General features: G+C 45.5%; 16 protein-coding genes and 1 other RNA gene. 4 read left to right on the top strand and 13 right to left on the bottom strand.

All coding sequences use genetic code 11. The features are described from left to right. Nucleotides 1-60 precede the first annotated feature (60 nt). The 5 genes from carA to grpE form a co-directional block, all read right to left on the bottom strand. Nucleotides 61-1,191, bottom strand: coding sequence for a glutamine-hydrolyzing carbamoyl-phosphate synthase small subunit (carA, locus tag MY523_RS13205; protein ID WP_250655163.1), 1,131 nt, complete (start codon nucleotides 1,189-1,191; stop codon nucleotides 61-63). Nucleotides 1,192-1,476: 285 nt separating this feature from the next. After that, complete coding sequence (gene dapB / locus MY523_RS13210) at nucleotides 1,477-2,277, bottom strand: 4-hydroxy-tetrahydrodipicolinate reductase (RefSeq protein WP_250655164.1); 801 nt, start codon at nucleotides 2,275-2,277, stop codon at nucleotides 1,477-1,479. 141 nt (nucleotides 2,278-2,418) lie between these two features. After that, a complete protein-coding gene (dnaJ, locus tag MY523_RS13215) occupies nucleotides 2,419-3,552 on the bottom strand; it encodes a molecular chaperone DnaJ (protein WP_250655165.1) in 1,134 nt (377 codons plus the stop codon). A 176-nt stretch (nucleotides 3,553-3,728) separates the two neighbouring features. Next, entirely contained in the window at nucleotides 3,729-5,651 is a 1,923-nt protein-coding gene (gene dnaK, locus MY523_RS13220) for a molecular chaperone DnaK (protein ID WP_250655166.1), read from the bottom strand. 253 nt (nucleotides 5,652-5,904) lie between these two features. After that, nucleotides 5,905-6,534, bottom strand: coding sequence for a nucleotide exchange factor GrpE (gene grpE, locus MY523_RS13225; RefSeq protein ID WP_250655167.1), 630 nt, complete (start codon nucleotides 6,532-6,534; stop codon nucleotides 5,905-5,907). Nucleotides 6,535-6,800: 266 nt separating this feature from the next. On the opposite strand from grpE, the gene recN reads away from it, so the two are divergent. Then, nucleotides 6,801-8,504: a DNA repair protein RecN gene (gene recN, locus MY523_RS13230; RefSeq protein WP_250655168.1), complete on the top strand. Its 1,704-nt coding sequence runs from the start codon at nucleotides 6,801-6,803 to the stop codon at nucleotides 8,502-8,504. Between the two features lie 56 nt (nucleotides 8,505-8,560). On the opposite strand, the gene fur is transcribed toward recN, so the two are convergent. Further along, nucleotides 8,561-8,968: a ferric iron uptake transcriptional regulator gene (gene fur / locus MY523_RS13235; RefSeq protein ID WP_250655169.1), complete on the bottom strand. Its 408-nt coding sequence runs from the start codon at nucleotides 8,966-8,968 to the stop codon at nucleotides 8,561-8,563. Nucleotides 8,969-9,235: 267 nt separating this feature from the next. On the opposite strand from fur, the gene MY523_RS13240 reads away from it, so the two are divergent. Further along, nucleotides 9,236-9,580: an outer membrane protein assembly factor BamE gene (locus tag MY523_RS13240; protein ID WP_250655170.1), complete on the top strand. Its 345-nt coding sequence runs from the start codon at nucleotides 9,236-9,238 to the stop codon at nucleotides 9,578-9,580. Between the two features lie 143 nt (nucleotides 9,581-9,723). Here MY523_RS13240 and MY523_RS13245 read toward each other — a convergent pair whose 3' ends face one another. The 3 genes from MY523_RS13245 to MY523_RS13255 form a co-directional block, all read right to left on the bottom strand. After that, nucleotides 9,724-10,014 (bottom strand): RnfH family protein, encoded by a 291-nt coding sequence (locus MY523_RS13245; RefSeq protein ID WP_250655171.1) that lies wholly within the window; start codon nucleotides 10,012-10,014, stop codon nucleotides 9,724-9,726. Further along, nucleotides 10,004-10,441 carry a type II toxin-antitoxin system RatA family toxin gene (locus MY523_RS13250; protein ID WP_250655172.1) on the bottom strand — a complete coding sequence of 146 codons (438 nt, stop codon included), beginning with the start codon at nucleotides 10,439-10,441 and terminating at the stop codon, nucleotides 10,004-10,006. The genes MY523_RS13245 and MY523_RS13250 overlap by 11 nt, the downstream gene beginning before the upstream one ends. A 196-nt stretch (nucleotides 10,442-10,637) precedes the next feature. Next, complete coding sequence (locus MY523_RS13255; RefSeq protein ID WP_250655173.1) at nucleotides 10,638-12,140, bottom strand: sodium-dependent transporter; 1,503 nt, start codon at nucleotides 12,138-12,140, stop codon at nucleotides 10,638-10,640. Between the two features lie 243 nt (nucleotides 12,141-12,383). Between MY523_RS13255 and smpB the strand changes: the two genes are divergently transcribed. Both smpB and ssrA read left to right on the top strand, forming a co-directional pair. After that, nucleotides 12,384-12,863 carry an SsrA-binding protein SmpB gene (smpB, locus tag MY523_RS13260; RefSeq protein ID WP_250655174.1) on the top strand — a complete coding sequence of 160 codons (480 nt, stop codon included), beginning with the start codon at nucleotides 12,384-12,386 and terminating at the stop codon, nucleotides 12,861-12,863. A gap of 131 nt (nucleotides 12,864-12,994) precedes the next feature. Beyond that, nucleotides 12,995-13,381: a transfer-messenger RNA gene (gene ssrA / locus MY523_RS13265) on the top strand. A 274-nt stretch (nucleotides 13,382-13,655) separates the two neighbouring features. On the opposite strand, the gene MY523_RS13270 is transcribed toward ssrA, so the two are convergent. From MY523_RS13270 to MY523_RS13285, 4 genes are read right to left on the bottom strand one after another with little or no spacing between them, the layout of a single operon-like run. Continuing rightward, nucleotides 13,656-14,987: a Wadjet anti-phage system protein JetD domain-containing protein gene (locus tag MY523_RS13270; RefSeq protein WP_250655175.1), complete on the bottom strand. Its 1,332-nt coding sequence runs from the start codon at nucleotides 14,985-14,987 to the stop codon at nucleotides 13,656-13,658. Continuing rightward, entirely contained in the window at nucleotides 14,987-18,385 is a 3,399-nt protein-coding gene (locus MY523_RS13275) for an ATP-binding protein (protein ID WP_250655176.1), read from the bottom strand. The genes MY523_RS13270 and MY523_RS13275 overlap by 1 nt, the downstream gene beginning before the upstream one ends. Then, complete coding sequence (locus MY523_RS13280) at nucleotides 18,378-19,322, bottom strand: DUF4194 domain-containing protein (protein ID WP_250655177.1); 945 nt, start codon at nucleotides 19,320-19,322, stop codon at nucleotides 18,378-18,380. Before MY523_RS13280 ends, MY523_RS13275 begins: the two co-directional genes overlap by 8 nt. A gap of 38 nt (nucleotides 19,323-19,360) precedes the next feature. Beyond that, the gene (locus MY523_RS13285) at nucleotides 19,361-20,845 is read right to left on the bottom strand and encodes a DUF3375 domain-containing protein (RefSeq protein ID WP_250655178.1); all 1,485 of its coding nucleotides are present in this window, start codon (nucleotides 20,843-20,845) and stop codon (nucleotides 19,361-19,363) included. Between the last annotated feature and the right edge of the window lie 137 nt (nucleotides 20,846-20,982).

Here is a 20,982-nt window from a genome sequence, read left to right on the forward strand (position 1 = left end):
GCACGAGAAGACGGCGTATATTCGTTAAGTCAATGACTCAAGCAATCAGCAGCTAAATAGCTATTCACGGAACGCTTTAATCGACTCAATAAACTGGTCAAATAGTGGCGCAACATCATGCGGTCCAGGGCTTGCTTCAGGGTGTCCCTGAAAACTAAATGCAGGCGTATCCGTTCTTCGAATACCTTGCAGCGAGCCATCAAACAGTGACTTGTGCGTTGCCTCAATATGATCGGGCAACGATGCTTCATCAACCGCAAAACCATGGTTCTGACTGGTGATCATTACCGTTCCATCCGCCAGACACTGCACAGGATGGTTAGCGCCATGATGACCAAACTTCATTTTCAACGTCTGCGCACCGCTAGCCAGCGCCAGCAACTGATGCCCGAGACAAATACCAAAAACAGGTACTTTCGCTGACAGGATTTCCTTTATCGCCGCAATCGCATAATCGCAAGGCTCGGGGTCACCTGGGCCATTTGAAAGGAATACACCATCCGGGTTCATCGCCAGTACGTCTGCAGCTGGCGTTTGCGCTGGAACCACTGTTAAGCGACAGCCGCGGTCAGCCAGCATTCTTAGTATATTGTGCTTAACACCGAAGTCATAAGCGACCACATGGTAAGACTCATCACTATTCTTGCCGTAGCCAGTCACCAAATCCCAGCTGGACTCATCCCAAGTGGAAATATCAGATCGGGTAACCTCTTTAGCCAGATCCATCCCCTTTAACCCGGGAAACTCCTTCGCCGCACTTAAGGCTGCATCTTCTGTAAGATTGTCGCCAGCAATAATGCAACCATTAAGTGCGCCTTTTTCACGAAGAATACGTGTTAAACGGCGAGTATCGATATCAGCAATGGCAACAATATTATTTTCTGTCAGATAAGCATCCAGTGATTTTTCTGAACGCCAATTGCTCGCTAATAGAGGTAAATCTCGAATCACTAATCCGGCCGCCGATATAGACTCAGATTCAATATCTTCAGAATTAACCCCTGTATTACCGATATGTGGATAGGTCAGGGTTACAATCTGGCGGGCATAAGATGGGTCAGTCAGAATTTCCTGATAACCGGTCATGGATGTGTTAAATACCACTTCTCCGCTAGATTGCCCATTTGCACCGATAGAAACCCCCTTAAAGATACTTCCATCTTCAAGGGCAAGAATTGCAGGTTTAGTCAACGCCATTTCCTCTTTAAATCGATTGGCCAGGGCTTATAAAACACCGATTCAATTTGTAAAAAAGCGAGATGAGGTAAAAACCTCATCTCGCTTTTATTATGAATTCCAGTAACAGTTCATATACGGCTTACACATTGCGCATTTAATTGAACCAGAGCATGTGAATCGACCCAAACCAAGGGATCTTAACCACACTCAAACTTTATCATTTTACTGTTTTCACACTATTATGTCCACGAAACAATTAACTCTTTTGCTGTGACAGGGTAGAACCCAGGGTCACCCTTAATGCAAATCAAGAACATCCTGCATATCAAACAACCCAGCCTTATGAGAGGCAAGCCATGAAGATGCGCGAACAGCCCCTTTAGCAAACGTCATACGACTACTGGCCTTATGCGTTATTTCAACCCTTTCACCAAGCCCGGCAAACATAACGGTATGCTCTCCAACAATATCACCTGCACGAATCGTCTCGAAACCAATTGTCTTGCCATCCCGCTCACCAGTAATTCCCTCTCGACCATAGACAGCACATTCTTTTAGGTCTCGACCTAGAGTATCCGCGACAACCTCCCCCATTCTTAAAGCAGTTCCGGACGGCGCATCCTTTTTGTGGCGATGATGAGCCTCAACGATTTCGATATCAACATCATCTCCCAGCACCTTGGCCGCCAACTCAAGCAACTTAAACGTCAGGTTTACGCCAACACTCATATTAGGCGCAAAAACAATCGCAATATCTTTGGCGGCTGACGCCAACTGCGCTTTTTGCTCGTCCGTCAACCCTGTTGTACCAATAACTATTTTCTTACCCAAGCGTCGGCAAACCTCGACGTTGCGCATTGTCAGTTCTGGCGATGTAAAATCGATCAGCACATCAAACTGATCCGCAACAGACTCAATATCATCTGACGCCAAAACGCCCTGCTTACCCACGCCGGCCAACTCACCTACATCAACACCAACCAGAGAACTCCCCGGACTCACAATCGCAGCAGAAAAATCCACGTCATCCGCCAAAACCGAGGCCTCAACCAAAATCTTGCCCATTCGACCTGCCGCACCAATCACCGCTACACGCATAAGTTCAAACTCTCTTCAATAAAAATCAACAAACTATTAATTGATCAATCGCTCAATAGAACAACCATTTAACAGGCCAAAAAAACGGGGCGTCCTAGCCCCGATTCTTTTGTTTCTACAATCTAAAACCTAAGCCCCACACTAAAACTTCATATCTTCAAAAAAGTTTTTAACACCCTCAAACCAGGAGTGCTTATGAGGTGCATGCTGACTATCGCCGCCAGACTCCATGGTAGCCTGAAGCTCTTTCAGCATATCTTTCTGCTTCTTACTCAAGTTGACAGGCGTTTCCACTGTTACTCTACATAACAGGTCACCAGCACCCCCACCACGAACAGGAGCAACCCCCTTACCCCGCAAACGGAATAACTTACCCGTCTGAGTCTCAGCCGGTATCTTCAGCTTAACACGGCCATTCAAGGTAGGCACTTCAAGCTCACCACCCAATGCGGCATCAACAAATGTTATAGGTACATCGCAATACAGGTTTTTACCATCTCTCACAAAGATAGGGTGCTCTCGAACCGCAATCTGCACATACAAGTCACCCGCTGGGCCACCTTGCGCTCCAGCTTCACCCTCTCCAGCCAAGCGAATTCTGTCACCGGTATCAACACCCGCAGGCACTTTAACAGAAAGCGTCTTCTGCTCTTCTTTCAGACCTGCACCATGGCAACTCTTACAAGGCTTCTTGATAACCTTGCCCCGTCCTCGGCAATGAGGGCAAGTCTGCTGCACAGAGAAGAACCCCTGTTGCATACGCACCTGACCCGCACCATGACAAGTTCCACAAGTCTCTGGTTTGGAGCCTTTCTCCGCACCACTGCCATCACACTCAGTACAATTAACCTGTGTAGGCACCCGAATTTTTACCGTTGTACCTTTAACTGCATCTTCCAAGTCAAGATCCAAGGTATATCTTAGATCTGCACCTCGAGTGGTTCGGCTGCGGCCACCGCCACCTCCGCCACCGAAGATATCCCCAAAAACGTCACCAAAAATATCACTGAAATTACCGCTTCCGCCGCCAAAGCCTCCACCGGCACTTCCATCAACACCCGCATGACCAAATTGATCATACGCTGCTCGCTTCTCCGAGTCAGAGAGGATTTCATAGGCTTCAGTCGCCTCTTTGAACTTTTCCTCGGCATTCTGATCATCAGAGTTTCGATCAGGATGGAATTTCATCGCCAGTCGTCGATAGGCTTTTTTAACTTCTTTTTCGTCCGCGGACTTTGATACTCCGAGAACCTCGTAATAATCTCTCTTTGACATAGCTGCTCTGCTGCGCTTCGGTTCTGGCAGCTTCAGGAACCGCACTAAGCAATACCCAAAACCACATTAAATCTTTATTTGCCCTATAGCACAACGCGGGAGAAAACCCCCGCGTTGTGCTACACAGTATACATCAGACCGTTGCCGCTCGATATACGAGCGGCCAAGTCTTTAATTTACTGCTTATCTTCTTTAACCTCTTCAAACTCAGCATCAACCACATCATCTTGTGATTGAGCACTTTCTCCTTCTGGTGCTGCTTGCGCACCTTCAGCAGACTGAGCCTGCTCGGCATACATTTTCTCAGCCAACTTGGAAGAAGCCTCAGTCAATTTCTGAGTTTTGGCTTCGATATCATCCTTATCGTCACCCTTAATGGCTTCCTCAAGTTCGCTTATTGCAGTTTCAATCTGCTCTTTCTCTTCAGCAGTGGCTTTGTCGCCCGCTTCTTCCAAGGTTTTCTTCACGGCGTGAATCATACCATCAGCCTGGTTTCGAACAGTAATCAGCTCTTCGAACTTACGATCTTCTTCTGCATGACTTTCAGCATCTTGAACCATGCTTTCCACTTCGTCATCAGACAGACCAGAAGACGCCTTAATGACGATAGACTGCTCTTTGCCTGTTGCTTTATCTTTTGCCGATACGTTCAGAATACCGTTCGCATCGATATCAAAAGTAACTTCAATCTGAGGCATGCCTCGTGGCGCTGGAGGAATGTCTGCCAAGTCGAATCGACCCAGCGACTTGTTTTGCGCCGCTTGCTTACGCTCACCCTGAACAACATGGATTGTTACTGCAGACTGGTTATCTTCTGCCGTCGAGAACACCTGAGACTTCTTCGAAGGAATAGTTGTGTTCTTGTCGATCAGAGGCGTTGCAACACCACCCATTGTTTCAATACCCAAAGTCAGAGGAGTAACATCCAGCAACAATACGTCTGTTACGTCACCTGATAATACACCCGCCTGGATAGCCGCACCGATTGCAACCGCTTCATCAGGGTTAACATCCTTACGAGGCTCCTTACCAAAGAACTTTTGAACCTGCTCCTGAACCATAGGCATACGAGACTGACCACCAACCAAAATCACTTCATCGATCTCGGAAGCACTTAGGCCAGAATCTTTAAGGGCCATTTTGCATGGCTCTAAGCTGCGGGTAACCAACTCTTCAACCAGTGACTCAAGCTTCGCACGCGTAACCTTAACGTTAAGGTGCTTAGGGCCAGTTTGATCAGCAGTAATGTAAGGCAGATTAACATCCGTTTGCTGAGAGCTTGAAAGCTCTACTTTTGCCTTTTCAGCGGCTTCTTTTAAGCGCTGCATTGCAAGTGGGTCACCTGTTAAGTCAATACCGCTATCTTTTTTGAATTCTGACGCAAGGTGCTCGATCAAACGCAAGTCGAAGTCTTCACCACCCAGGAATGTGTCACCATTGGTTGCCAATACTTCAAACTGCATTTCACCATCTACATCGGCAATTTCGATAATCGAAATATCAAACGTACCACCACCAAGGTCATAAACCGCAACGGTAGAGTCGCCACCACGCTTATCTAAACCGTATGCCAGCGCCGCCGCTGTTGGCTCGTTAATAATACGCTTAACATCCAGCCCTGCAATACGGCCCGCATCTTTTGTCGCTTGACGCTGGGAGTCATTAAAGTAAGCAGGAACGGTGATAACCGCCTCACTGACTGACTCACCCAAGAAGTCTTCTGCTGTCTTCTTCATTTTCTTAAGAATTTCAGCAGACACTTGAGGTGGTGCCTTTTTGTCACCTTTTATATCAACCCACGCATCACCGTTATCTGCCTTGGTGATTTTGTACGGAACCATTTTGATATCTTTCTGTACAACATCATCTTCAAAACGACGGCCAATTAGGCGCTTGATTGCAAACAGCGTGTTGTTTGGGTTTGTCACTGACTGACGCTTAGCAGACTGACCTACTAACGTTTCGTCGTCGGTGTAAGCAACAATAGATGGCGTGGTACGATCACCCTCAGCGTTTTCAATTACGCGTGCTTTATCACCATCCAGGATTGCAACACATGAGTTGGTTGTTCCTAAATCGATACCTATAATCTTGCCCATTTATATACTCCAAACCTAATTCGTAATAACTCTATTCATTTGGGACACACCCTCTACGCTGTGTGCATCCTATTTTCTATGTCTTAAGCATTTCCACGACACCAACTAATTTAGAACCTGAATACTCTGGTAACTTTAAAACCTGAATACACTGGCAACCCAAAATAGCTTCCAATAAACGTCCGCTTATCTTTCGTTCCAAATGCCAGACTCAATTGGATTACTGCCTTATATTGGCATCAAATATTTTTTTTCAAGCCTTTTCGTCGATTTTTCCTGTACCTTTTGCAACCATAACCATTGCAGGGCGAATTAGTCGGCCATTCAATGTGTAACCTTTTTGAATCACCGCAATAACGGAGTTCGGCTCCGCGTCAGGCGCATCTATCATAGACATTGCTTCATGGAGTGCAGGGTCAAAAGGCTCTCCGACCGGATTGACCTGCTCCACGCTAAACTTTTTAAGACCAGCAATCAGTATCGACAAGGTCATTTCGACCCCCTCTACCAAGGCGTTTTTCTCGCCTTCTTCTGCCTGACTGCTTTCAATTGTTTTTTCCAGGCCATCTACGACAGGCAAAAGCTCTTTAGAGAATTTTTCCAGTGCAAACTTATGCGCCTTTTCAACATCCTTCTCAGCCCGCCGTCTAATATTCTGCGCATCGGCGGTCGCTCTCAGAGCCTGATCTTTAAGTTCAGAAATCTGCTCTTGAAGTGAAAGTGCTTCTTTCTGCCAATCCTTCTCTCCTTCTGGCGTAACGTCTGCCTCTGTTTCTACATCATCTACAGATTGAGCACCCTGCTCGACTTCAACATCCAACACATCATGATCGTGGGAATCCTGCTCAGGATTATTTTCAACCTTTTCTTCTTCTACACTCATTCAGTGCTCTCCCGCTTCAACCGTTAAACCGAAATCAATAATTCAAGTGCCGTATATGGGGCTCACCAAATGAACTTTCAAGGGCTCACTAGCAGCCAATTTATCTCACCACTAAAAATTTCATCTTTTTTTAAAATGCAAATATTGACTACCCAGTAATTTTCGCCATACTACTGTACATCCAAACATATTAATAAGTTTTCAATTTACCGTTCCACAAAAACTGCTTTCTACAAACCGTTTTTTGCAAACAAAAGGAGCACCCCATGCTAACCCAGCTTACAGTGGACAATTTGGCTATCGCAGATCATATTGAGCTGTTTTTTGAAAAAGGCATGAGTGTAATCACCGGCGAAACTGGCGCAGGGAAATCAATAATCCTGGACGCGCTAGGGTTAACACTAGGAGACAGAGCTGATAGCGGCCTGGTCAGACACGGAGCCGACAGAACTGACATATCCGCAGTTTTTGATATTAGCAATATCCCAAGCGCCAAGGCATGGCTAAAAGACAACGATCTTGATAACGGAAACGACCTCGACAGCCAGCACGACTGTATACTACGCAGAGTTATTACCAGTGAAGGACGATCACGAGGTTATATCAACGGCCAACCCAGCTCGCTGAGCAACCTGCGCGAAGTGGGTGAAATGCTAATAGACATTCACAGCCAGCACGAGCACCAGTCACTGTTAAAAAAAGAGACGCATCGACGGTTAATTGATGAATTTGGCAACCTCAAGAAGCTAGCTAATAGCACAGCCACAAACTACAAACACTGGTCAGAGAAGGCGCAAAAACTAGAACAGTTAAAGAGCAATCAGGATGAGCGGGATGCAAGACTACAACTACTGAAATACCAGGTAAAAGAACTGAATGAGTTAGGCCTTGCTGAAGGTGAGCTGGCAGACTTGGAAAAAGAACAACAGTCGCTTAGCCACGCAGAACAGCTACTAAACAGTGGCCACGAAGTATTGCAGTTGTGCAGTGAAGGAGACACCACCGCACAATCAATATTATCGCTAGCAATGAGCGCACTCGAAGCCTTACCTGTCAAGCATGAGGCGCTCTCCGAAGCGCAAAACTTGCTATCTGAAGCGCTTATTCAAGTGGAAGAAGCCAGCCATAGCATCAGAGGATTTGTTGATCATTTTGAGATAGACCCAGCTCGCTTGCAGGAAGTGGATGAGCGATTAAGCTCCACCTATGAGCTCGCCCGAAAACATAGAACAACGCCCGAAGAACTTCCAGCCCTGCATCAAACACTGATCAATGAGTTAAAGTCATTTGAAGAGGGTGATGGAAACCTTGAAATTCTGACCGAAGAAACAGCGCTACTTGCGGGAGAATATCTTCAGTCCGCCAATAAGCTAAGTGAAGCACGCATAAAAACAGCACAAAAGCTTGATAAAAAAATCACCACACAACTTGCCGAGCTAGGCATGCCTTCGGTTAAGTTTGTTACCCAAATCACCCCTCTGCCAGAAGACGTGTTTTCCCGTCATGGACAAGAAGAGATAGAATTCCTGGTTAGCGCCAACCCAGGCCAGCCCGCAAAGCCTCTCAATAAAGTTGCATCTGGCGGTGAACTGTCTCGCATCAGCCTGGCCATACAAGTCGTTACCGCACAAACATCAGCAACCCCCACCTTAGTATTTGATGAGGTCGATGTAGGCATTGGCGGAGGCACTGCCGAGGTCGTAGGAAGACTGCTTAGAGCATTAGGTGAAAAAGGCCAGGCCATATGCATCACCCACCAGCCTCAGGTCGCATCTCAAGGCCATCATCATTTATTTGTCAGCAAGAAAACAAACAAAAAAGAGACACACTCAAGCATCAATATACTTAACGGAAGCTCTCGAACCGAAGAGATCGCCCGCATGCTTGGCGGAATTAATATGACTGAGCAAACACTGGCACACGCGCAGGAGATGTTGAATATTCCAGAAATGGAAGCAGAGGGCGCATAAGCAGAACGCCGCGCCCGTATATTAAAATATGCGAAGACCTAAATCGTAAATAAACGCTAACTTTTAGGCTTAACGTACAGCGTAAGGCTATGGTCTATCAACTCAAAGCCATGCTCTTCGGCAATTTCATGCTGTCGACGCTCAATAATAGGGTCACAAAACTCTATAACCTTGCCCGACTGCGTGCATACCATGTGATCATGGTGGCTGTCAGTTGCCAGCTCAAACACAGCATGCCCACCTTCAAAGTTATGCCGCAAGATTAGACCTGCACTTTCAAATTGGGTCAGTACGCGATAAACCGTTGCCAACCCCACATCTTCCCCTGCATCCAACAGCGCCTTATAGACATCTTCGGCACTCATATGGTGGTCATCTGCATTTTCTAGCATGTTCAATATTTTTACGCGCGGCAGCGTGACCTTTAATCCGGCCTTACGCAATTCACTATTTTCTGGAGCCATATTGATACACCAACAACATTTTTATTTAATTACATACCTGATGCAGCATGAGAGCTTTGCACGACGTTATGAGCGAAGCAAAGACAAGGCAAAAAATGACGAAAAAGCGCAGTTTATGTGTAATAAATGAGCATTTTGAGCCATTTTTTAACGATGCATTTGTGAGCGCAGTAGTCGTGCAAAACTCTCAGCATATATTATCGCAGTTACCGACAAGTTCAGGTATCATTCAAAAGATTCGCCAAAGATAGTGGAATTCAATTTCAGATGCAAAAAATCCGTTTCAAAATACTCATTCCTACACTCGTTTTACTACTTGGCACAATCGGGTGCTCATTCCCTGGTGTCTATAAAATCAACATCCAGCAAGGCAACATTATCACCCAAGACATGTTGGATCAGCTTAAGCCTGGCATGAACAGACGACAAGTACACTTTATTTTGGGCAACCCACTCGTTGACAACGTATTTGACGACAGCCACGAAAACTACGCATACACCTACCAGCACGCAGGTGAAAAAACTGATCGCCAGCTTATCACGGTGTATTTTGAAGAAGATAAATACACTCATTTTACCGGTGAACTACTAGACAAAAACCCTGCCTATTAGCCGATAAAAAAGACGCACTTAGCCAAAAATACCCAGAGACTCTTAACCGGCTTAGAACCTTCTGCAAGTATCTAGGTGTTTCTTCAACTATTTAGATACACCTTTAACTGTTTAAGCACGTCTTTAACTGCGCAGGTAGCAGCTTACTTTTTTGCAGCTCTATTCAGCCTGGCTTGTTTGGGGTCGATAATCAGAGGGCGATAGATTTCAACTCGATCCCCCTCTATCAACTCATGCTCTCGCGGGTTTTTAACCGCCTTACCAAAAATCCCCATTTTATCTTTGTCGATATCTATCTGAGGAAACAGTTCGGTGATGCCAGACTGCTCTACTGCATCGTACATAGAGGTACCCGCCATCACATCAAGTTCAATAATTTTCTGCTCTTCCGGGGTTGCATAAGCAACCTCCACTTTTATCTTACTAATTCCCATAGACCTCATTCGCTCGCTTGCAAAAAGCATCAACCATTGTATTCGCAGCCTGATTAAACAACGAGGCTAAAGCCATTTTGGCCAGCTGGCTATCAAAATCAAAATCCAATTTAAGCATAACCTTGCACGCCGTAGTCTCGAGTGGCTTAAATTGCCATGCACCCGATAGGTAGCGAAATGGCCCTTCAACTAGCTCCATTTTGATTTCATTATGCTCAACAAAGCAGTTCCTTGTCGTAAATTGCTGCCGCATTGCGCCTTTAGCAACCCCTAATGTAGCAATCATCTCTCCATTTCCATGCGACACGACCTTTGCGTCAGAACACCAGGGGAGGAATATCGGGTAAGAGGTAATATCGTTTACGATACTGTACATACGCTCTGAGGAGTGAAACACAAGCGCGCTTCGATCAATACTATGAGCCATTAATAAACCAACACCATGAACCATTTAAAATCAGAGGAAGTACAATCTGGCATATTTAACATGCCTAACATGCGGTTAATAAATTGTTAGCGCATGCTCAATGCCCACCTTCTTAAAAATACATACTGAGGCTATTCTAACTGCTTTCTCCAAGTATCTCATCTAAAAAGCAGCACTGAAACGGTAGAAGCACGCTCTAGTCTGAAGGTGAAGGGGTTGTCGCTTCATGAGCGTCACTATTTATCCCTTCATCAAGAGTCGGTTTACTTACCGAAGTGGAAGCAGCAGAAACCTCGACACCAGCAGAACAAAACGCTCTGCGATGGTCTTTTTCACATAGGTCATGCCTAAGCTCAAACAGGTTAACAAAGAAAATCGTCACCACCGCCAAAGGTGCAAACCACCTCAGAATCAAACGCCATAAACTAAAAAACCATGACTGATAATTGGCAAACTGCTCCCCAATAAACTCTTTCTTTAGAAACCATCCAGCATACAGCGCTATCAGTAAACCACACACAGGCAAGAGTAGCCGTGACGTTACAATATCCAAGCCATTAAAAACATTAATCCCGTATAACTGAACATGCTGCCAGCTACTAAAGGACAATATGGCCGCCACCCCTACCCCCCATGCGGCAATGGCAACAAGCAGCGTGGCAAATCGACGATTAACGTTAAATTTTTCAACACACCATGCGACTGCGGGTTCCATTACAGCTATCGCTGAACTCCATGCAGCAAAGGTCACCAAAACAAAAAATATCACACTCATAAACTGCCCGCCTTCCAGCGTGCTATAAGCAAGCGGAGCCGAGTGAAAGATCAACCCAAAACCAGCAATCGGCTCCAGATGGCCGACAAACAAGATAGGAAAAATAACCAACCCAGCAGCAACCGCAACAAGCAAATCAAGAAGAGCCACCGTTAGCATCAGGCGTCCGATTTTAGCTCTGCCCGGCATATAGGCGCCATAAACCATCATCGCACCCGCGCCAATACCCAGCGTAAAAAAAGCATGTCCCAGAGCGTCCATCCATGCCTGAGGCGTAAGCTTTCTCAACGTAAACAAGAAATTAACCGCTCGCTCCATCTCCCCGTGGCGCATCGAGAAAAGCAACAATACCGAAATGAGAATAACCATCATTGGAAAGAGAATTCTCGCCGCCTTTTCTAAACCTCGATTAACACCTCGAGCCAGTACAACAACCACTAGCAGCAAAAACAGTGTATGCCAGGATGAAAAATAACTGGGAGAGGACTCTAACCGGCGCAAAACATCAACAACCTGACCCGGCTGCCCACCAACAAACTCGCCAAAAGCTGAAGAGAACACATATGCCAGCGCCATTCCACCAACAACAGAGTACAAGGTTAAAATTAAAAAACCGGAAATCACAGCTAAAATGCCAATGCTTTTCCAGGCACGAGCCGACCCAGCCCTAACGACTAGCGCATTGATACTGCCAATGGGGCTTTTTCGCCCTTGCCTTCCAAGCGCGACCTCGGCCATTACCACAGGAATGCCAACCAGCAGTAGACAGAGTGCGTAGGCAATAATAAACCCGCCGCCATGCACGCCAGCTAAATAAGGGAATTTCCAGAGATTGGCCAGCCCTACCGCTGCACCTGTGGCAGCAAGAACAAACGTTAGCTGGCTATTCCATGAGCCATGTATGGTTTCGTGTTTACCTAGCATGCAACCTCGCTGTACATCCTTGTGAGATCATATATAGATGCCTCATACTCACCAACGATCAAGACCCAATAAACAATAAGTGACAAAAGACAAAGAAGGCAGCAATTCTATAAGATAATTTATCTGAAAGTCAGCGAAACGAGTCACCTAACGCCGATATTTTATAAAATATCACATGATTATTATTGAGGTTACGTTACAATACACCTCCTTCTTTAAGTATTTCCTAGATAAAAGACGACAATGGCAAAAAAGAAAAAAAGTAGTCTCGGCAGCGGAACCATCGCCCAAAATAAAAAGGCGCGCCACGATTACCACATAGAAGAGAAGTTTGAAGCAGGTCTGGTACTCACTGGCTGGGAGGTAAAAAGCCTGCGGGCAGGAAAGGCCCAACTGACCGACGCCTTCGTAATGATAAAAAACGGAGAAGCCTGGTTACATGGCACTCATTTCTCACCATTAACTGCCGCTTCCACTCATGTTGTTGCCGACCCAACCAGAACACGAAAGCTACTGTTGAATAAAAAGCAGATCAGCAAAATCGCCACCAAGATAAACCAAACAGGACGAAGCTGCGTCGCATTAGCGCTATACTGGAGTGGAAACCTGGTTAAATGTGAAATAGCACTGGTAACAGGTAAGAAACAACACGATAAACGGGCTTCCGAGAAAGAAAAAGACTGGAACCGTGAAAAGCAACGCACCATGCAAAAAAGCCTGTAACCGCCCCTCATTGCTTCTGTGTTAAATCACTAGGCTTCATAGCATTGAAGCCTATATCAAACTGAAATATTCTTTTTTAACCATCCCCCCTTGAACTTTGCCACAGCGCCCCTATATACTTGATTAACCTTGGGGACGACATGGCTTCGACGCTGGTAACAAAACCAAAGGTGCATGTCGAGATGACAACTAATCTCGTAAAATCAAAGTTGTAAACATATAGTTGCAAACGATGACAACTACGGTGCTCAACTAGCTGCGTAAGCAGTGAAAGAACACTTTTAGGGTTTCGACCCTAACGGTCCTTAGCAAGATGCCTGTATCGCGCTACTGACTGTCACTGAGAACAGGATCGCAACACGGCTTACTCAGGGTCGTTTTGTTAGACTTTACTGAGCTCGCCAACCACGTCCTGCCCGTTGGGCTGTGGAAGGTTAAACTAATTAACGGAATCTAAGCATGTAGAGCCGATGGCAGAGTGCTGACGGACGCGGGTTCGATCCCCGCCGTCTCCACCAAATACGAAACCCCAACTGTTATCAGTTGGGGTTTTTTATTGCCTACGCCCCGCGCTACAGGCTATATGTGGCAAGGGTTTACGGACTTCGCGCCATTTCTAATCACGGACTTTTCAAGGCAAATATTCTCTAAATTGCCGAATACTCTCTGCGCCTCTCCCCACCTCTCAGGCCCCAAGTCCATAACCAGAGAACAGAGAACCCTTTAGAATCAGCAGCTTATTATCGGACTAATCAAAAGGTTTGTTGGGTGAATTGGTTGGGCGAAAGGAAATCACAGTACCCAAGCGTCAATATGTTGCGCGACATACTCCATCGGCAGACGCTCTTGCTCCAGCCTCTTGTCAGCATACTGAGCAGCACGTAAACCCTTAAACAGAGCGAGCTCTTTTTCTGTTAAGGAAACCGGGTCTTTAGATACCGAGTCAGGTTCTGGCACCATGCGCTCTTCGAAAGCCTTGACCGTCTGTGCATCCATCATCAATGGAGCAATGCTACTCAGCTTACTTCTGGCATCACTTAAAATAGCCAAGCCTTCAGAATCAATATCTCCCCAGTAACCAACATTCTTATCAGCCAACCAGCCTGCCTTCATCCATGAAACATTTTTGCCTCCACCCGAGACTGCTATCGTGTTGTGAACATCACTAAGCGCTAGGCAGGACTGTTCGTTCTCGATCACCAAGATATTTCTCGCGGGCAACTCAAAATCTTGCAAAGTGTCTGAGGATAGGCGAAGCAATGGTAGGCCACCCAACAGTGACCTAGTTTCCTGACATAGAGGCTTAACTAACAACCAGTCCTTCGGTTTTTCTTTACAATCAAGCCAGCTCATCAAGCCAGTATCTTTAACGCTCCTATCAAGCAGCGCAGTAACGACAGACTCAATTATTCGTAAATTTTTCTCGATGAATTTTGTATCCACAAAAGTGACAGGTAACGCCCTGAGGTAACATCCTTGCCCCATTCCTTTTTGTAACTGTGGCAACAACCTCACCAGCAGCTCCAAATCGTCCTGCTCGAAACCATCTAACGTTTCTAAATGATCAATTAATACTTGGAACAAGTTCTGGTCGCTATCTCTAAGGGAAGAGTCATGGGAAGAGCTTCCCTCATCAGAGCTGGCTTGGTGACTCTGACTTTGAGGTAAATAGGATTGCGATGAAAGGGATTCAAAAATGTAACGAATTTTCGAAAGCCAGTCTTGTAACTGGCGCTCCTCATCCAAACCAAGTATGCAGGCAAGTGAGCCGATATCTAAGATATTTAAGTGTGTGGGAACATCCTGCTCTGCGAGCGAGCGGAAATTCCGTTTTTCCCAAACCACCTCAAACCCTTTGCTTTTTGAGTCGCCTCTTTCTTGGCCAGCCCCATTAATAGAATCTTGGGAAAAGCTCTTCCAAGACGATACAAAGCTCTGAAAATGGCCAATATTCTGGATTGCCGCATTTCCCCTTGGAGGCTTCAAAGGAACTACCAAGGGAAATGAGTCCCCACCGCTCAGCAAGCTTTTCAAATTTCTTGAGTTCTGCCAGTGATTATTTTTCAGCGTAAGAAGGACATCTTCTGGTAGTAAGCCCCAAGTCGCTTTTGATGAAGTGCTCATTAAGTTCTGACCAGATCGATTTCGGCGGTGATTTCATCATGTAGCGACGCACCGATCGCAGAGCGTTTTTGCTCTGCCATGCGCCGATCAATTTCCTCCCATGTCACCTCACATAAGTGGCTTTCATGAAGCTCAGGATCCCGCTCGGCAATGAGCAATGATCTCGCTGACTCTCGCGCTAAATTCAGATTTTTATAGGGCGTAATCAAATTGACGTGTATATGAAGTTCCTTGAAGACACGAAGCACTCTTCGGCTAACTGCCTCAGCGGTATTTGAAAATGCCTCATCCAAAAATACTGTGCAATAAATAGGCTTATCATACCCATCTGGAGTCAACACGTAAGCAAGACTCGCGGCAACGATAGTACCGGCAAACGACTCTTTTTCACCGCCTGACTTTCCACTACTAGACTCAAGCACATCACGCACACTGAACGTCTGCGAATCAATCTCTTCAGCAAAGAATGACATTTGATATCTTGGATCTAGCAGCCTCAAACTTTCCATATTGTTGGACGTTCCTGGCGCACTCGCTTTCTCAAGAATTTCCACAACTTCAGCCAAAAGGTTAAATCGAGCTTCATGATCATCACTTGTCGCCTGACTTAGCGCACTTCTAACTTTACGCTCAAACTCCTGAACATGCGGATACTTTTCACGTTTTGAGCCAAGCTTTAAGTGACTGCCTTGCTTAAATTCAGTTCGCTTCAACACGCGATTGATTGTATCGATCCGCTCTAAGATATCTTCTCTCTCAGATTCAAGCTTGGTCTTAATTCGAGCCAGAGATTGAGTTGCGTGCTTATTTAAGCGCTCTTTGAACTGATCGATTAAATCGGGCAAACCCTCTTTTTCAATATAGGAGTAATGCTCTAAATAATCTGGCAGTCCATCTAAGCCAGTGGGCCAATCAACCGTAAGGGGCTGCCATTTATCTTTTCCTCTAAAGGAGCCCATAATGCCATTTGCAGAGTTTTCAGCAGTGTTTTTAGCAGATCGGACTTTTTCCAATTCGCTATCCAGCGTTTTTTCAAACTCCGATTGTTGATCTGCTATTTCTAAAGTGACGACACCAATTCGATCCGACAGGAGTGTCCTAACTTCATCACTCATACCAGTTGACGCCAATAAACGGTATTTCTCAGCCTGGCGTTGCGCATCACCCTTTTTGGTTTCTAATGCACCTTCATCCTTTTTGAGTTGCTCTTTATTTTTCTGAATATCTTGCAACAGCTTCTTAGCTGCATCCCAGCGAGATTTAGCCAACTCAAGGTTTCCGCCTGATTGTTCAAGTCTCTCCAAGTCGGCTTTCACTGTGTCCAAGCGCTTCTGCCAATAGGGTGCGTCCACTTGCTCCCAATTATAGCCATCAATTCTTTCCCAAAGCTTAGCTCTCTCAGCGATATTGTTGAGGGACTCTCGTGCCTGGGATAACGTTGCAGCCAACTCTGCCACGCGAGATTCTGCTTCTTTCTCATCGTTATTTAAAAGCACTAAGCGTGACTTATTCGAAAAACCAAGACTCCAACTTCTGCGATCATCTATCTTCCGCTGATCTTTCTTTTCAAAGCGGCCTCGTTCCATATGCACGAGACCTTCCTTTGTCATTGAGAATGGCGTCGCATCAAGCTCATCGGTACCAGACACACATCGCAAATCAAACTTATTCAAGTGAGCTTTTAGCCAATCACGATATGGGTGATCTTTCCATACCAATTTACGAAGGTAGCCACGCTCATTAAATTCAGTAAAGTTTGACGGCCTATCTTGAGAATTGTATTTCGCTACAACCTGAGCACGAACATGCAAGCCGGTATGCCGTACATTGAGCCAGCGAGTCACCATTGAGTAATTCTTTTGAGGTACTAACAAAGTCGTCCTGAGGCCACCTAGCGCACGCTCAACAGCTCCCTGCCAAGCTTTCTCATCGTCTTTAACATCAAGTAATTCACCAATAAAAACCAGCTCATCACCAGATAAATTAAGCGACTCGATCATTTCATCACGAAGCTGCTGATAGCGGACATCGATGTTTGAGTCTGGGCGAGCTTCTATCTCCCGTATCTCGTCTTTAATATCGTTTAAGCTTTTCTGTTGCTCGCTCAACTGTGCTGCAATGCCACCAAAATAATCTTGGCTTTGCTTAGTGTCATCTTCGATTTTTTCTAACTTTAAAGTCGCTGCACGCTTATTCGAGATAAATATTTCTTCGTTCAGCTCAGCATCCAGCTCCAAACTGCGACAGTCACTTTGATAATTTGAGGATGCTTGTATGACAGAGTTAAGCTTGTCCTTAGCATGCTGAATGTCTTTCTCAAGGGATTCGATCTTATCGCCACCAAGGTTGAGGTACTCCTCATGCCTTTTCTCTACCGAATCCTGTGCATCATTCTCTTCTTTTTCGGCGCGAGCAATAGACCTTCCAAGCAATGCTAGCTCTTCTTCTAACTCACTCAGCTTTTTTGACCAAAGCATTGAGAGTGCCTCACCAAAGTAAACGCTTAAATGATTTTTCTGCAGATGAAGCTTCTCTAAAGCAAGCTTGGATTCGGCAATGGATTCTGAAAGTTCAGGTAATCTACTCAAGTGAGATTTTTGCTCTTTAGCATCAATCAGCTGTTCGTGAATGGCGACGAGATCAGAGAACTCTTCAACAACCTTCTTGGCATCCTCTTTTACACCACTAGGTTCCAAGACTAATTCACGGATAAGTTTTGTAAGATCATCTATCTTCTTGAGGCCCAGCGCACGCGATAACAAAGCAGGCGCATTTTTGTTGTCCATGTATAGATGCTTGCGATAAAGCTCCTGGTAATCAGTAAAGTTGCTATCACAATCGGTAATGGCAGGATCGTCACGCAGCCATTGTTTCAACTTCCTAGCATTTCCTTCACCAAATGCGTCTAACAACTCTTTTAGTTGCATGTTCCTTTTTGCAACAAGATAAACCCGCTTAACATCGCTAAGTGTATTAGTTGAGCTCGCTGTCCAAAAAAGTGCCGCCAGAGTAATACTTGAACCATCTTCACATTGGTAAAGCGCTCGAAGTCCAGTCACAACCCCTTTCTCACGCTTACTTTTGACTCGCGTGGAAGATCCATCATGAGCAGACCCAAAGCTTCCACGCATATAGGATAAAAGTGATCTATCAGAGCGGTCGCCCTGAGCCGCAGCAACGTTAAAAGTTGCTTTTCCTGCTGGTAAAAGTAGAGCCATTAGCCCATCAATAAAGGTCGACTTTCCAGCGCCGTTATCACCTGTTACCAAAGTTCCATCAGAATCGATAGAAGCAGTATGCAAGCCATGAAAAGAGCCCCAGTTGAAAACCGACAACTCCGCTAATCTTATTTGACCTTGAGCAAACAAGTCAGCTCGTGATGTTGTAACGTCATTCATTGGCTTCACCAATTGCTTCCCCGTCTATGTTATCAATACGGCTGTTATCAACAGGACTTGCTTGAACCGAAGTACCTTCTGTTTGCTGCGCCAATAGTGTGTACTCGGCCAACATGCTCTCTAAAAAGCTCGCACTGACCACATAACGAATAATCGGAGTTATTTCGTATCGATCTTCAGTCCCGCGAATCGTAGATAACACCTTCCTCTTAACCATCTCCTTCACTCGAGCTAGCAACTTTTTACGATCTTTAGATACATGATCAGTAATTGGGAGAAAAGGGGTGAGATAGGATTCAAGACGTTCAATGTCTATCGTAATTTTTTGCTCTCCGGCCGACTCTCTGTCTTGATAATGTTTTCTCAGAACCAGCAATATCAGAGTGTCGTAAAGCGATAGTGCTCTCTTGGGTATCAATGTTGTCGATTCATCTAATTCAAGATCATCTTGATTCTCAGAGTCAGATTCGACATTAATGTCACCGATATCATTCTGATAATCGGCACTAGCAACAAACGCCACCCCCATTTTTTGATCAAGAACTAACTGCAGGTAAACTTCCGACAAATGCTTTCGTATTGCAGATTCATGTCGACAAAGCAACTCAAAGAGCTTGGATTTTTGCGAAGCCATCACTGAACCTTGCCGCATTAGGTGCACCAGAACCCGCCTTGCATCGTGAGGCATTGTTTCAGAGTGAACAGCAGAGTCGCTTTGCATTACGGAAGAGGCTAAGGCTTCATCTTCAGACGGCCGAGATGTACTTTCACCCAGCCCCATAGCACTTTCGGAAAGCTGACTTTCCGGAGCATCTGCTTTGACCACTTCATTCTCGGCAGACTCTTCTTCAGAACCTGGCTTGCCGCCGCTCTTATTGTCGCTCTCTTTATCCATGACGAGAGAAAAGAAACTGTTCGGAGGAGAATTATTGGTCATAGTTTTTCCTTAAAGCTTTTTATTCAGGAGGCGTCCTTTTACAACGACAACTCATCAATATCTTCGGGGAATAAATCGAGGGTCAACAGGTAAGTAGGTATTGATGCTTTCAACATAGCTCCTTGCTTATCCATCAATTCCACATCTTCTTTTTGCTCCAAGGCCGTTGCCCCCACTGCTTTGGCCACTCGTAGATAGGCAACCAGTTCTTCCAAACCAGACTCCAATGGATTCTTAGCAGCCAACCCGGCTATCGACATCGGGCCATGCTCTTTGAGCGAGTCGAATGTTTTATGTGCAATTTCCCTAACCTGAACTGCATCCAAGCAATCGAGAACATGAGAGCTTGGTTCACGACTGTTTGCTTTTTCTTCCACACCTGATGTGTCTAACTTATCGTCAGGGTTTCTTAGTCGCATAGCTTCTGGTGACTTAATTTCGATGGGGCCAACAGGTAAACTAAGCGTGGTTTCGGTTTTTAAGTCCACTCTTAAGCCTAAACCGTCATCACGCATCCCATCCCTTAACAACACAGCCTGCCTTTCAAGTTTTGATAGCAAGCGATCAACCGCTTGATTTTCTGCCGCAGCGCCACTTTCGATATAAGAACGAAGACCTTCTTCTGTGCGACGCCTAATGCGAAAAACGCGATCACTTTCGCGGCTTAGCTCTCGCATCAGTTGATTCAAGAATTGTTGCTGACTACCAGATAGCTGCTTAGCGACAGGCCTATTCAAAATGCTGCGAAGCTGCTCACGAAACTCCATTGATCTGTTTTGGTCGCAGAGCAATTGAAAGAACCCCTCAAATGCGCTTCCGGCCTCAGTGGTAGAAAGGAATGCTTCTTTCTCCATAACGGATAAAAGAATATCGCCACGAGATACATCTCCCTCGATTATCTGCACCCTCAGCTCTTTGTCTAACACTCTAATTTCGTCTTCTACTCGACGAAAATCACCCGTTAACACTGAAGCAAGTTGGTAGATTTCTCTAATTCGCTCTCGCTGCTCTACCTCGCTAAGCTCAGGCACAACTCCGGCCTGTAGCGCATCTATTTCGCGCTGAATCTCAGCTTTTTTACTTTCCAGCAAGGTGACTCGCTCATCTACATTGGGGCTTATAGCAACAGCTAAGTCACGAACCGCTTCCTGAACAATGCGTAAATGCGATGCTGTGGTGCCAGAGTTCCTTTCATCCAAACCCTTACAGAACCTAAGCGCAATCTCACTTGCGTCGGTTTTGGTTAAAGAATCATCCATTTCTCGCAGCCAACCGGTTCGAATCCACTGATTCAGATAAGTCGCCGCAGACGTTTCTGTGGACCAAATACCCAATTCACGGCTACGCTCTATTTCTGCATGCAGCATTATTCGAGCGCGACCGTATGGAATTTCACTTTCCTCAGAAAATAAATCAGCAATAAAAGCCAATATATAAGGCGCATTGTCGGCTCTTAAAAGTTTCCATGAGGCATGCTCGGCAAATAAGCGCCGATACTTTGCCTGTAAACCCTGAAAGCTCAATGCACCTTCCTCATAGCTCTCTCCTTGCCCTTTATTTAAAACAGTCGGCTCATTCACTAGGAATTAGTTATAATCAATAGCAAAACCTTATCATCATCTTTTTGATTATGTCAACAACCATTATTGACACGCATAAG

This window comes from Alkalimarinus coralli (assembly GCF_023650515.1).
Taxonomy (GTDB): domain Bacteria; phylum Pseudomonadota; class Gammaproteobacteria; order Pseudomonadales; family Oleiphilaceae; genus Alkalimarinus; species Alkalimarinus coralli.

What these genes read in the sequence shown, in the direction of transcription:
- dapB (WP_250655164.1), bottom strand. Translation starts at nt 2,277, where the DNA reads ATGCGTGTAGCGGTGATTGGTGCGGCAGGTCGAATGGGCAAGATTTTG.
- dnaJ (WP_250655165.1), bottom strand. Translation starts at nt 3,552, where the DNA reads ATGTCAAAGAGAGATTATTACGAGGTTCTCGGAGTATCAAAGTCCGCG.
- dnaK (WP_250655166.1), bottom strand. Translation starts at nt 5,651, where the DNA reads ATGGGCAAGATTATAGGTATCGATTTAGGAACAACCAACTCATGTGTT.
- grpE (WP_250655167.1), bottom strand. Translation starts at nt 6,534, where the DNA reads ATGAGTGTAGAAGAAGAAAAGGTTGAAAATAATCCTGAGCAGGATTCC.
- recN (WP_250655168.1), top strand. Translation starts at nt 6,801, where the DNA reads ATGCTAACCCAGCTTACAGTGGACAATTTGGCTATCGCAGATCATATT.
- fur (WP_250655169.1), bottom strand. Translation starts at nt 8,968, where the DNA reads ATGGCTCCAGAAAATAGTGAATTGCGTAAGGCCGGATTAAAGGTCACG.
- MY523_RS13240 (WP_250655170.1), top strand. Translation starts at nt 9,236, where the DNA reads ATGCAAAAAATCCGTTTCAAAATACTCATTCCTACACTCGTTTTACTA.
- MY523_RS13245 (WP_250655171.1), bottom strand. Translation starts at nt 10,014, where the DNA reads ATGGGAATTAGTAAGATAAAAGTGGAGGTTGCTTATGCAACCCCGGAA.
- MY523_RS13250 (WP_250655172.1), bottom strand. Translation starts at nt 10,441, where the DNA reads ATGGCTCATAGTATTGATCGAAGCGCGCTTGTGTTTCACTCCTCAGAG.
- MY523_RS13255 (WP_250655173.1), bottom strand. Translation starts at nt 12,140, where the DNA reads ATGCTAGGTAAACACGAAACCATACATGGCTCATGGAATAGCCAGCTA.
- smpB (WP_250655174.1), top strand. Translation starts at nt 12,384, where the DNA reads ATGGCAAAAAAGAAAAAAAGTAGTCTCGGCAGCGGAACCATCGCCCAA.
- MY523_RS13270 (WP_250655175.1), bottom strand. Translation starts at nt 14,987, where the DNA reads ATGAGCACTTCATCAAAAGCGACTTGGGGCTTACTACCAGAAGATGTC.
- MY523_RS13275 (WP_250655176.1), bottom strand. Translation starts at nt 18,385, where the DNA reads ATGAATGACGTTACAACATCACGAGCTGACTTGTTTGCTCAAGGTCAA.
- MY523_RS13280 (WP_250655177.1), bottom strand. Translation starts at nt 19,322, where the DNA reads ATGACCAATAATTCTCCTCCGAACAGTTTCTTTTCTCTCGTCATGGAT.